This window comes from Sphingobium sp. Z007 (assembly GCF_900013425.1).
GTDB lineage: Bacteria > Pseudomonadota > Alphaproteobacteria > Sphingomonadales > Sphingomonadaceae > Sphingobium.
On the sequence record NZ_FBXK01000005.1, the window covers coordinates 2,877,501 to 2,889,584 of the forward strand.

Annotated in this window: 12 protein-coding genes, 1 tRNA gene, 2 rRNA genes and 1 riboswitch (1 of these 16 cut by a window edge); of the genes, 12 read left to right on the plus strand and 3 right to left on the minus strand. The window is 61.9% G+C overall.

Going from position 1 to position 12,084, the window contains the following annotated elements; translation table 11 throughout:
• From CEQ44_RS21870 to CEQ44_RS21895, 6 genes are all read left to right on the plus strand, one after another.
• Nucleotides 1–1,342: ribosomal RNA gene (locus CEQ44_RS21870) — 23S ribosomal RNA — on the plus strand; it begins 1,455 nt to the left of the window's first position.
• Between the two features lie 173 nt (nucleotides 1,343–1,515).
• Nucleotides 1,516–1,630, plus strand: a 5S ribosomal RNA gene (rrf, locus tag CEQ44_RS21875).
• 87 nt (nucleotides 1,631–1,717) lie between these two features.
• A tRNA-Met gene (locus CEQ44_RS21880) sits at nucleotides 1,718–1,794 on the plus strand.
• 299 nt (nucleotides 1,795–2,093) lie between these two features.
• Entirely contained in the window at nucleotides 2,094–2,474 is a 381-nt protein-coding gene (locus CEQ44_RS21885) for a transposase (protein WP_088185654.1), read from the plus strand.
• On the plus strand, nucleotides 2,471–2,818 hold the full coding sequence (gene tnpB, locus CEQ44_RS21890; protein WP_006957496.1) for an IS66 family insertion sequence element accessory protein TnpB: 348 nt from the start codon (nucleotides 2,471–2,473) through the stop codon (nucleotides 2,816–2,818). Before CEQ44_RS21885 ends, tnpB begins: the two co-directional genes overlap by 4 nt.
• Before the next feature lie 51 nt (nucleotides 2,819–2,869).
• Entirely contained in the window at nucleotides 2,870–4,432 is a 1,563-nt protein-coding gene (locus CEQ44_RS21895) for an IS66 family transposase (RefSeq protein ID WP_088185653.1), read from the plus strand.
• Between the two features lie 38 nt (nucleotides 4,433–4,470).
• On the opposite strand, the gene CEQ44_RS21900 is transcribed toward CEQ44_RS21895, so the two are convergent.
• Nucleotides 4,471–6,597 (minus strand): prolyl oligopeptidase family protein, encoded by a 2,127-nt coding sequence (locus CEQ44_RS21900; protein WP_176400319.1) that lies wholly within the window; start codon nucleotides 6,595–6,597, stop codon nucleotides 4,471–4,473.
• Nucleotides 6,594–6,890 (minus strand): hypothetical protein, encoded by a 297-nt coding sequence (locus CEQ44_RS21905; RefSeq protein WP_088184227.1) that lies wholly within the window; start codon nucleotides 6,888–6,890, stop codon nucleotides 6,594–6,596. Before CEQ44_RS21905 ends, CEQ44_RS21900 begins: the two co-directional genes overlap by 4 nt.
• 38 nt (nucleotides 6,891–6,928) lie before the next feature.
• Nucleotides 6,929–7,039: riboswitch (TPP riboswitch) on the plus strand.
• 54 nt (nucleotides 7,040–7,093) lie between these two features.
• On the opposite strand from CEQ44_RS21905, the gene CEQ44_RS21910 reads away from it, so the two are divergent.
• From CEQ44_RS21910 to CEQ44_RS21935, 6 genes are read left to right on the plus strand one after another with little or no spacing between them, the layout of a single operon-like run.
• On the plus strand, nucleotides 7,094–7,501 hold the full coding sequence (locus CEQ44_RS21910; protein WP_088184226.1) for a DUF2065 family protein: 408 nt from the start codon (nucleotides 7,094–7,096) through the stop codon (nucleotides 7,499–7,501).
• 11 nt (nucleotides 7,502–7,512) lie between these two features.
• Nucleotides 7,513–9,408 carry a phosphomethylpyrimidine synthase ThiC gene (thiC, locus tag CEQ44_RS21915; protein WP_088184225.1) on the plus strand — a complete coding sequence of 632 codons (1,896 nt, stop codon included), beginning with the start codon at nucleotides 7,513–7,515 and terminating at the stop codon, nucleotides 9,406–9,408.
• Nucleotides 9,408–10,007, plus strand: a complete 600-nt coding sequence (locus CEQ44_RS21920; protein ID WP_088184224.1) for a DUF2199 domain-containing protein — start codon at nucleotides 9,408–9,410, stop codon at nucleotides 10,005–10,007. The genes thiC and CEQ44_RS21920 overlap by 1 nt, the downstream gene beginning before the upstream one ends.
• Nucleotides 10,008–10,058: 51 nt before the next feature.
• Nucleotides 10,059–10,286, plus strand: coding sequence for an AbrB/MazE/SpoVT family DNA-binding domain-containing protein (locus CEQ44_RS21925; protein ID WP_088184223.1), 228 nt, complete (start codon nucleotides 10,059–10,061; stop codon nucleotides 10,284–10,286).
• 6 nt (nucleotides 10,287–10,292) lie between these two features.
• Nucleotides 10,293–10,700 carry a type II toxin-antitoxin system death-on-curing family toxin gene (locus CEQ44_RS21930; protein WP_088184222.1) on the plus strand — a complete coding sequence of 136 codons (408 nt, stop codon included), beginning with the start codon at nucleotides 10,293–10,295 and terminating at the stop codon, nucleotides 10,698–10,700.
• A gap of 47 nt (nucleotides 10,701–10,747) precedes the next feature.
• Nucleotides 10,748–11,017, plus strand: a complete 270-nt coding sequence (locus CEQ44_RS21935; RefSeq protein ID WP_088184221.1) for a LysR family transcriptional regulator — start codon at nucleotides 10,748–10,750, stop codon at nucleotides 11,015–11,017.
• A 229-nt stretch (nucleotides 11,018–11,246) separates the two neighbouring features.
• On the opposite strand, the gene CEQ44_RS21940 is transcribed toward CEQ44_RS21935, so the two are convergent.
• Nucleotides 11,247–11,897 (minus strand): hypothetical protein, encoded by a 651-nt coding sequence (locus tag CEQ44_RS21940; RefSeq protein ID WP_254913857.1) that lies wholly within the window; start codon nucleotides 11,895–11,897, stop codon nucleotides 11,247–11,249.
• Nucleotides 11,898–12,084: the final 187 nt, after the last annotated feature.

The following is a 12,084-nucleotide window of genomic DNA, read 5'->3' on the forward strand; positions in this document are numbered from 1 at the left end:
ACGGATGGCGTAAATGGTCTGGGCTTATTGGATTGCTCCAGGCTGTGAAGTTGTCCCAGGAAATAGCCCCTCCGTATAGACCGTACCCTAAACCGACACAGGTGGAATGGTAGAGTATACCAAGGCGTTTGAGAGAAGTATCCTGAAGGAACTCGGCAAATTGCCTCCGTACCTTCGGAAGAAGGAGGCCCCATATAAGCGCAAGCTCTTATGGGGGGCACAGGCCAGGGGGTAGCGACTGTTTAGCAAAAACACAGGGCTCTGCTAAGTCGGCTTCAAGACGACGTATAGGGCCTGACGCCTGCCCGGTGCCTGAAGGTTAAGAGGAGGTGTGCAAGCACTGAATTGAAGCCCAGGTAAACGGCGGCCGTAACTATAACGGTCCTAAGGTAGCGAAATTCCTTGTCGGGTAAGTTCCGACCTGCACGAATGGCGTAACGACTTCCCCACTGTCTCCAGGATATGCTCAGCGAAATTGAATTCTCCGTGAAGATGCGGAGTACCCGCGGTTAGACGGAAAGACCCCGTGCACCTTTACTGCAACTTCAGAGTGGCATTAGGAAAGAGCTGTGTAGCATAGGTGGGAGGCTTTGAAGCATCGACGCCAGTTGATGTGGAGCCATAGGTGAAATACCACCCTGCTGTTTTCTGATGTCTAACCTCGCACCGTTATCCGGTGCAGGGACCCTCTGTGGTGGGTAGTTTGACTGGGGCGGTCGCCTCCTAAAGAGTAACGGAGGCGCGCGATGGTGGGCTCAGGACGGTTGGAAACCGTCTGTTAGAGTGCAATGGCATAAGCCCGCCTGACTGCGAGACTGACAAGTCGAGCAGAGACGAAAGTCGGTCATAGTGATCCGGTGGTCCCTCGTGGAAGGGCCATCGCTCAACGGATAAAAGGTACGCCGGGGATAACAGGCTGATGATTCCCAAGAGCTCATATCGACGGAATCGTTTGGCACCTCGATGTCGGCTCATCACATCCTGGGGCTGGAGCAGGTCCCAAGGGTTTGGCTGTTCGCCAATTAAAGTGGTACGTGAGCTGGGTTCAGAACGTCGCGAGACAGTTTGGTCCCTATCTGCCGTGGGCGTCGAAATTTGAGAGGAGTTGACCCTAGTACGAGAGGACCGGGTTGAACATACCTCTGGTGTACCAGTCGTCCTGCCAAGGGCGCAGCTGGGTAGCTATGTATGGACGGGATAACCGCTGAAAGCATCTAAGCGGGAAGCCTCCCTCAAGATAAGATTTCTTAGGACGGTCGAAGACCACGACCTTGATAGATCGGATGTGGAAGTGCGGTAACGCATGAAGCTAACCGATACTAATTGTCCTATTCGCGCTTAAACGGTTCCCACAAGGAACCGTAGAGTCCCACCATCAATGACAGCCCTGGAAAACAGGCCGTCAAAACATGGTCGGTTGTTAAGCCAGCCCAGATAAGAAGCTTCACATACAAGCTTATCAAAATACCGTGCACGGCATCGATTAAAACCCCCTTATATGCGCCCGCTTCATTGCTTGGTGACCATAGCGTCTGTGACCCACCCGATCCCATCCCGAACTCGGCCGTGAAACCAGTCTGCGCCGATGGTACTATTGCTCAAGCACTGGAAGAGTAGGGCGTCGCCAGGCATTGCAGCGCGCGCATATATCGGATCATAAACCCATTCACAGTCAAAAAAAGGGCGACCCAAAAGGTCGCCCTTTTATCGTTGGTGGCGCGGGATGGAGCAGCCCGGTAGCTCGTCAGGCTCATAACCTGAAGGTCGTAGGTTCAAATCCTACTCCCGCAACCAACGCAAAGTGTTAGCGAACGCAGTGAGCTTAGGCTTTGCGTTGTCCCCGCGAAGGCGAAGACCCATTGTGCCACATACAACCCCGCCCGCAAGCGGGGTTTTTTATTGCCTACCTTTCAACCATGCAAGGTGGAGAAGCGGCCATCCGCCTCCTCTCCATCTGTAAGCGGGGTCTGACGGCCGCCTTGCATGCCGGGCATTCGCCGGGATGATTGCCGCTCTTTGAGCGGGGGTGGCGGGTGTCGGACGAGATCGGGGATTCAGCGAGCTGTGCAGCGACTACTCATACGAGCGGTCGTATGAGTAGTCGGATAGAAGTCGTTAGCCGCGTGTCGGGCCGGCGGCGCTGGACGGTGGATCAGAAGCTGGCCGTGCTGCGGGATGCATTTGGCCCGGAGGGCTGCGTGCGCGCGGCCTGTGAACGCCATGATGTCGGCAGCGGCTCGATCTACACATGGCGGCGACAGGCGATGTCCGGTGAGCTTGCCGGGGTTCGCAAGCTGCCCGAGCCAGCCTTCGCTGAGGTCCGGATCAGCGAGCCGCCAGCGTTGCCCGCTCCCATTGCACCGCTCGTCCCCGGCTTGATCGGGATCGAGTTGCCTTCGGGTATCAGGGTGAGCGTGGATGCCACGGTCGATGCCGATGCCCTGTCGCGGGTGATCGGTATCCTGACACGATGATCCCGCTGCCACCATCGACGCGAATATTCCTGGCCTGCGGCGCGACAGACATGCGCAAGGGTTTTGACGGCCTTGCCGTGATGACGCAGCAGGTCCTGGAGCAAAGCCCGCATTCCGGCGCGCTATTCGCCTTTCGCGGCAAGCGCGGCGATCTGGTGAAGCTGCTCTGGTATGACGGCCAGGGCATGTGCCTGTTTTCCAAGCGGATGGACCGGGGGCGCTTTGTGTGGCCGTCGACCAAGACGGGGTCGGTGGTGATGACGGCGGCGCAGCTTTCGATGCTCTTGGAAGGCATCGACTGGCGGCGACCTGAACGCACTTTCACTCCTTCACTGGCGGGGTAAAACGCCCATTTTCTGGTGCTTTTATTAGCGTTTCGACCATCGATCTGCTATATGATCGTGGTGTCGGACGCAGGCCTTTCCACCCCTGATAAAGACGCTCGGATCGCCGAGCTTGAAGCTGCATTGGCAGCTGCCCACGCCGATATTTCCGCCCGCGACATCCTGATCGATACGCTGCGCGTGCAGATTGCGCGCCTCAAGCGGATGCAGTTTGGCAAGTCGTCCGAGAAGCTCGATACCCAGATTGCTCAGCTTGAGCTGGCCCTTGAAGAACTCGAAGGCGAGGCCATCGTCGCCGCCGCGCGTCGAGGCGATCCGGTAGCCGTCGATCGGCCATCACCGGTTCGGACGCTGCCAGCTCATCTGCCGCGCGAGGAGCAGCGGATCGAGCCCGAGCAGGGTAACTGCACCTGTCCCGACTGCGGCGGCGCGCTGCGGCCGCTGGGGCAGGATAGCGACGAGATGCTCGATGCCGTGCCGGTGCAGTGGCGCGTCGTTCGGACCATCCGCCCCAAATATAGCTGCCGGGCCTGCGAGAAGATCGTGCAAGCGCCCGCGCCGGTGAAGGCGATAGCGCGGGGCAAGGCGACCTTCAGCACCCTGGCCCATGTCGTCGTCTCCAAGTTCGACCATCACCTTCCGTTATACCGCCAGGCCGAGATCATGGCCGCGCAGGGCATCGAGATCGACCGCTCGACGCTGGCAGGCTGGGTCGGCCAGGCATCCGTGCTGCTCGATCCGATCATTAGCCGTATCCGCGAGGTCGGACTGACCGCTTCAAAGATCCACACCGACGATACGCCGGTCCCCATGCTCGATCCGGGACGTGGCAAGACGGCAACTGGCAGGCTCTGGGCCTATGCCGTCGACGATCGGGGCTGCGGTGCCATGACCCCGCCGCTGGTCTGGTATGAGTTCACCACCGACCGGACAGGCGCACATCCCCAACGGCAGCTGGCCAGTTTCACCGGCTATCTCCAGGCGGATGGCTATGCCGGATATGACAAGCTCTACGACACCAACCGCGTCACCGAGGTCGCCTGCTGGGCGCATTTTCGTCGCAAGATCTTCGACATCCACGCCACCAAGCCGACACCGCTCACCACTGATCTGCTGGAACGCATCGGCCTACTCTATGAGATCGAGGCGGAGGTTCGCGGCCACCAGCCCGATATCCGACGACGAAGCCGACAGGACCGTACCAAGCCGCTGATCGACGACCTGCGCCAGGCGCTCGACGATGCCCTGCGCCGTCTTTCGCCCAAGTCGGAGATGGCCAAGGCGATCGCTTATGGTTGCAAGCGCTGGATCGCGCTGACGCGCTTTCTCGACGATGGCCGCCTGGAGATTGATAACAACATAGCCGAGCGCGCCATGCGTTGCGTGGCCCTTGGCCGCAAAAACTGGTTGTTCGCAGGCTCAAAAACAGGCGGCGATCGGGCTGCGGCCATCTATTCCGTTATCGAAAGCGCCAAACTTAATGGCCTCGAACCGCAGGCCTACATCGCCGATGTCATCGCCAGGATCGCGGGCGAATGGCCTGCTGCCCGCTGGGATGAACTCATGCCGTGGAACTGGCGGCCAGATCAGCAACCGATCGCCGAAGCCGCCTGATCTGCGGCCTCCAGGCCCCGCTTACCTCCATCTTTGCTTCAACGATCAGCGCCTTTCAACTGCCGGCTGAAATACACCATCTGCATCGCCTGTAACCGCGCACCCTGCGCGATGTCCGCATCACCCGAATGGCCGCCAGCGGTGTCCTCGTAAAAATAATAGGGCAGCCCATAATCCTTCAGCCGCGCCGCGAATTTGCGCGCATGTTGCGGTCCGACCCGATCGTCTTTTGTCGTGGTCCAGATATAGGGCACGGGATATTTCCGGCCGCGGCGGATGTTCGCGTAGGGCGAAATCTTTTCCAGAAAAGCCTTCTCCTCCGGCACCGACACGCTGCCATATTCGTCGACCCAGGAGGCCCCGGCCGCGATCTGCTCGTAGCGCATCATATCCAGCAGCGGCACCTGAATCGTGACCGCATTCCAAAGCTCTGGATGCTGGTTGAACGCTACGCCCATTAACAGCCCGCCGTTGGACCCACCATAAATGCCAAACTTTGCCGGGCTGGACAATTTCCGCGCGAAGATATCTTGCGCCACCGCGGCAAAGTCGTCGTAAATAATCTGTCGTTTCGTCTTCAACCCGGCCTCATGCCAGTCCGGGCCGAATTCCCCGCCGCCCCGGATATTGGCCAGCACGACGCTGTTGCCCCGCTCCAGCCAAAGCTTCCCGGTGATCGCGCCATAGCTGGGTGTCATCGGCACCTCGAAACCGCCATAGGCGGTCATGATCGCCGGCGTCGTACCATCCAACGGCATGTCCTTGCGATGGACGATGAAATAGGGGATTTTGGTCCCGTCGGTCGATGTCGCCTCGAACTGGTCGACTACCAGGCCAGCGGCATCGAAGCGCGCGGGCATGGCCTTCACCTGTAGCGGCGCAGGATTGGCCGCATCGATGGCCCAAAGCGTCGTCGGCGCCAGAAACCCGGCCACCGACAGATAGGCCTTGTCGCTCTTGTGCGTGGACGTCGCGATCGAGATGGTCGCATTATCGGGCAGGGCGACGGGCGTCGTCGTCCACCTGTCCTTGCCCGGCGTTAGCACCATCACCCGGCCACGCACATTGTCGTTGATCGCCAGGATCACCCGATCCTTCGTCGCCGTCACGCCATCGATCGACTGGCGCGCATTGGGCGCGAACAAGATGTCGGGCTTCAGCGTCGCCCCGGACTGCAAGGCAGCCAGCGGCACCGCCGCCAGCGATCCCGTCGGCACGGTCACGCCGCCGCTCGTCCATTCCTGGCTGGTCTGGATCAGCACCTGGCCCTGCACCATGCCCTGCAACTGGCTCTTGGCGGGCAAGGGCAGCTTTTTCACCCCGCCATCCGTCACCAGATAGGTTTCGTTGCCGAAGAAGGTCACGCCGCGATATAAAAATGCCGCGCGATTGCCCGCCCCGTCGGACATCAGTATCGGAAACGTGCCGACCTGATCGCTGGCCGCACCGCGATAAATCTCCTGCGCGTGCGACAACGGCTGCCCGCGCTTCAATGTCTTCACGACGAAAGGATAGCCCGACACGGTCATGCTGCCTTCCCCCCAATCGCGGGCGAGCAGCAACGTGTCCTTGTCCAGCCAGGCTGTATTCTGTTTCGAGGTTGGAATATCAAACCCACCCGCCACGAACTGCCCGCTCGTCAGGTCGAACTCGCGCAACGTCACGGCGTCCTCCCCACCGTCCGACAGGTTGATGAGCGCCAGCCGCTCGTCGGGGTCGAGGATGGTCGCGCCCTTCCACACCCATTTCTTCCCGTCCGCCTTGGACAGCGCATCCAGGTCCAGCACAGTCGTCCACCGCGGCGCGTCAGTCGCGTAGTCGGCCTCGCTGGTATAGCGCCAGATGCCCTGGGGATGATCGGCATCGCGCCAGACATTATAGACGCGGCCATGGAGCAGCATGGGCATGGCGATCCGGTCCTTGGCCGACGCGATCGCCAGGGCCTCCTTGAAGTAGACGGCATAACGGGGATCGCCCTGTAGGGTCGCGACCGTCGCCTTATTCTCCGCCTCCACCCATTGCATCGCGCGCGGGCCGGTCCAGTCCTCCAGCCATATGAACGGATCATCCGCAGGGGCGGGGGTGGGGACAGAAATGGGGGCAGGGGGCGTACCCGCGCCGGTCAGCATCGCAGCGGTCACCAACAGCAATATCCTTTTCTTCATGCCTCATCCGCCTTTGGCCGACTCATCCGGCCCTGCCGATAGCGCCGTCGCAACAGCGCACCTGCGATCAGCAGGGGTAACGCGCCCAGCATCAACAGGCTCCCGATGATGCTGGGCGACCAGCCCCACAGGCTGTGCAGGCCAAAGGCGGGCGGCGCCATCAACAGCAGAAAGCCCAGCGTCAACAGCCACAACCCCCAACGCCGCGGCCGCACCGCCACCATGCGCATCTCACGCCGCCAGGCCTTGCGGCCCGCTTTGGTGGAAAGATCGAGAGGAGGGGGATCGAACATATCGTGCTGGACCTTGTGCCGTTTAGTCCTTACCCTGTCCAGCTTCCCCGGGGGACCGCTCACAGGCGGTTGAGAGGTGGCTGATGTGGCCACGACCCGTTGAACCTGATCTGGTTGAGACCGGCGTAGGGAGGGACGGCTTGTTGGACCAGCAGACCGCACCCGCCCGTCGCCCTTGAAAAGAGGCGAAGAAAGGCGGACCCATGGACACGATAAGCGTTCTGACGCTGCGCCTGGCCGAAATTATCGGTCTTTACCTGATCGTGATGGGCATTGGCGGCGTGGCCAATCCGCAGCGCTGGCGCGCTATCATGGACGATCTCAACCGATCGCCGGGCCTGGTCGTCGCGCTGGGTTTCGCCGTCTTCGCGGTCGGCGCGACATTGGTGCTGGTCCACAGCATCTGGACCGATCCACTCGCCGTCATCGTCAGCCTGATCGGCTATGTCGCCCTGATCGAGGGCGCGACATTGCTGGCCGTGCCCGGCCCGCTGATCCGCATTGGCCACTGGTCCACCAACTTCATCCGCGCCTGGGCCATCGCCGCCCTTGTGCTGGGCCTCCTCCTTTTCCTCGCGGGCCTCACCGGCCGCGCCACCATTTCCGTCTGAAAGGTATCCTCATGGCAGATGTCCCCGCCCGCACCGAAATGCGCGTCACCACCGGCCCCATTCGCGGGTCGAAGAAAATCCATGTCGGCCCGCTCAAGGTCGCGATGCGCGAAATCCATCTGGAGCCGGGCAGCGGCGAGCCGCCGGTGCGCGTCTATGACACGTCCGGCCCCTATAGCGACCCGGACGCCCGCATCGACATCATGGCGGGTCTGCCCCAGCTGCGCCGCGACTGGATCATGGCGCGGGGCGATGTCGAGGAATATGACGCGCGCGAAATCAAACCGGAAGATAACGGCCTCAAAGGCCCCGACAGGTCCGGCGGCGTCCAGCCTTTCCCAAATTTGGTCAAACGCCCCCTGCGCGCCAAGCCCGGCGCCAACGTCTCCCAGATGCACTATGCCCGCCGCGGCATCATCACCCCGGAAATGGAATATGTGGCGGAGCGCGAGAATCTCGGCCGCGCCCGCCTCGCCGAATATGTCCGCGACGGCGAAAGCTTCGGCGCGTCCATCCCCGACTATGTGACGCCCGAATTCGTCCGTGACGAAATCGCCCGCGGCCGCGCCATCATCCCCAACAATATCAACCATCCCGAATCCGAACCGATGGCGATCGGCCGCAATTTCCTGGTCAAGATCAACGCCAATATCGGCAATTCGGCCGTCGCCTCCGACGTCGCGTCCGAAGTCGACAAGCTCGTCTGGTCGATCCGCTGGGGCGCGGATACGGTGATGGACCTGTCCACCGGCCGCAACATCCACGACACGCGCGAATGGATCATCCGCAACTCGCCCGTGCCGATCGGCACCGTCCCCATCTATCAGGCGCTGGAAAAGGTCGGCGGCGTCGCCGAAGACCTGACGTGGGAGATTTTCCGCGACACGCTGATTGAGCAGGCCGAGCAGGGCGTCGACTATTTCACCATCCATGCCGGCGTCCGCCTGGCCTATATCCCGATGGCCGCCAAGCGCGTCACCGGCATCGTGTCGCGCGGCGGATCGATCATGGCGAAATGGTGCCTCGCCCATCACAAGGAAAGCTTCCTCTACGAACATTTCGACGACATCACGGAAATCATGAAGGCCTATGACATCGCCTATTCGCTGGGCGACGGCCTGCGCCCCGGATCGATCGCCGACGCCAATGACGAAGCGCAATTCAGCGAACTCTACACGCTGGGCGAACTGACCCACCGCGCCTGGAAACAGGATGTGCAGGTGATGATCGAAGGGCCAGGCCATGTGCCCATGCACAAGATCAAGGAGAATATGGACAAGCAGCTACAGGTCTGCGGCGAAGCGCCCTTCTACACGCTGGGGCCGCTCACCACCGACATCGCGCCGGGCTACGACCATATCACCTCAGGGATCGGCGCGGCGATGATCGGCTGGTACGGCACGGCGATGCTCTGCTACGTCACGCCCAAGGAGCATCTGGGCCTGCCCGACCGCGACGATGTGAAGGTCGGCGTCGTCACCTACAAACTCGCCGCCCACGCCGCCGACCTCGCCAAGGGGCACCCGGCCGCCAGGGTCCGCGACGATGCGCTCAGCCGCGCCCGCTTCGAATTCCGCTGGCGCGACCAGTTCAACCTCAGCCTCGACCCCGAAACCGCCGAGCAATATCACGACCAGACGTTGCCGGCCGAAGGCGCGAAAAGTGCCCATTTCTGCTCGATGTGCGGCCCCAAATTCTGCTCGATGCAGATCAGCCAGGAAGTCCGCGACTTCGCCGCCAAGCAGAACCAGAACGTCGAAGGCTTCATCGCCACTGGCCCCACCGGCGCAGAAACCGCCGCCGCCAGCAAAGCCGCCGCGCTCAAGGGCATGGAAGAAATGAGCAAGGTGTTCAAGGACAGCGGCAGCGAACTGTATATGGGCGCTGGCGGCAGGGAGCATGATTGATGGCGAACTGGGCGCAGCATATGTTAAATATTTTGCGCCCTGCTCGCGCTTCGACGCCATCTGAACAATTAAAGAAAGGGCGCTGGCTCTGCGGCTCGTGCGATCAAGAACATGGTTGGCCGTTTGACTTGGCCGCGAACGCGCCCGATCCATGGCCCCATGCTCCTGAATATGAGCCGAATGGTGCGCTCAGAATGGACGGCGATTTTCTATCCGAAGATTTTTGTGTGTTGAACGGCGAGCATTTCTTCATTCGTTGCATATTGACTATCCCCGTGCACGGCATGGATGACCATTTCGGCTTTGGCTGCTGGTCCACGCTCTCACGGCAAAACTTTGAAAAATATATTGAAGGCTTTGATTCAAGCCGTCCCTCGCAGGAGGAATTGTGGAGTGGCTGGCTCTGCAATCGGTGGGCTGCCTTTGATGGGAATGAGACGATCGGCGTGTGGGTTCAACTTCGGCCCGGCAGGCAGCGTCCACTCCTTTGGGTGATGGATGACGATCATCCCCTGGCTGTTGCGCAGGAGCATGGGATCGGCGCTGACCGAATGATGGAAATCTTCGCTTGTTATGGCCACGGGCCAATAGCGGGCTAGCCTCGATATCGGGCATTTGGCGATGATACGACTTTATGTTATAACCTCCGTATGAACATGCCCCTCAAAATCACGAAGATCGGCAACAGCGCCGGGGTCATCCTGCCCAAGGAGTTGCTGGCCCAACTCCGTGTCGGGCCGGGCGATACGCTCTATGTCACCGAAGCGCCCGACGGCATCCGCATCACCGCCGCCGATCCCGACTTCGATACCAAGATGACGCTCGCCGAACAGATCATGCGCGAGGATCGCGACATATTGCGCGTGCTGGCGAAGTAAGCGCCCATGTCCGTACAGGACGAAAACCGCGCCGAACCCGTGTGGATCGAAAAAGCCGTCGCGCTCGCCATCCATGATCGGCAACTGGCCGAACATGGTGGCGGCACCGGCACGCGCGACGAAGGCATGTTGGAATCGGCGCTGGCGCGCCCGGTCAATCAATGGACCTATGGTGAGGAGGATCGCTGCGCGCTGGCCGCCGCCTATGCCTTTGGCGTGGTCCGCAATCATCCCTTCGCCGATGGCAATAAGCGCACGGGCTGGGTCCTGGCGCGCTTGTTTCTGGCGTTGAACGACATGGCGCTGTCCTTCGATCCGACGGACGCAACCCAGATGATGCTGGCTTTCGCCGCGGGTGAGATCGGCCAGGATGACCTTGCCGACTGGTTCCGCCAGCATCTCCGCCCCGCCTGAATCCTATTTGCTTCCAATGTAGGATTTCGTCTGGTTTATCCTGTCGGATGGAACAGACACCCGCACCCCCCACCGCCCGCGCGCACTGGACCCCGGCCCGGCAGCGCCTCTTCCTCACCACCCTGTTCGCATGCGGCAGCGTCGCCCGCGCGGCGCGGACAGCGGGCATGTCGCCGTCCAGCGCGCATCGCCTGCGGCGTCGCCTGGCTGGCACCGCCTTCGACCGGGATTGGAGCCACGCGCTGACGCTCCATGCCCGCGCCTTGGCTGACCCGATCGCCGGCCATCTCCACCCGCTCGCACCGACGATTGGCTGACGCATGGCCGGGGCGGGACAGGCGCACAGGCATGGCGTCGCATCGCGCGATCGTCACCCGACAGGCGCGTCGGGCGCGCGTTGCGGGTCGGGCCGCTGTCGCGTCGCTGACGCCTATCGGTGGCCCAACAGGCGCGTCGCACGCGCCAAGCCGACGCAATCGCCCCGAAAAAGCTGACAACGGTGTGAACTTCGCCCCATGACCTATGCCGTCGCGCCGCCGCCCGCGATCAACTCTCCAGCACGCGCACGCTGCGCCGCTTCTTCCAGTCCAGCGCCACGCCGATCCGCTGCTCCAGTCGGCCGTCCCATCCAGTGCTCAGCCCATGGGCTTGCAACTGCTCGACGATACGATGGCCGATCGCGACCGCAGCGGCCTCACCCTCTTCGCAGGCGCCGTAATTCAGATAAAGGCCGCCGCCTTCCACCGCGGCTTCGGTGTCCTGCATATGGAAAAAGGCATAGCCTTCCACCGCCACACCCTCCTCCTGCGCCGCCTCGATCTCGTCCCAGATCTCGGTCGCGCCGCATGTGCCGCAGCAGGTGAAATTCTGCCGCGCGACCACGCCCTCTTCCTCCAGCGCGGCAAAGGCAGCATCCAGCCGGTCGCAATCGGTGGTGTCGGACCAGCCCTGCTCGGCGGCGCGATGCTCGGCCAGCGCCGCGCGCAACGCTGCCGACGCCTCGACCCGCAGCAGCGGCCGGGGCAGTTCCTCCTCGAACATGTCGTTCGCATTGGTCAATATCGCGTCGTCGTCGAAAAAGCCGCCCGCGACATCGCGCCGCACCAGCTCGCGCAGCGCGGCGACCGGATCATAGCTGGCCTCCAGTACCGGCTGCGGCGCTTTGGGTTCGGGGCGATCGGCTTTGTTGCCGAACATCCGATTCCATAATGACCCGAACATGCGGCTGTCTTGCCTCCTGCGATACGCTTCGACGCAGCCATCATGCCCCGCGTCGCCGCAAAGGGAAAGGGGGAGGCGTCGCTTTGTTCCGTTGGCGTTCGGTTGCGCCGGCGCCGCCCATCGAACGCGCCGTATGGAGGCGCGCCTGCATGGTGCACCCTTT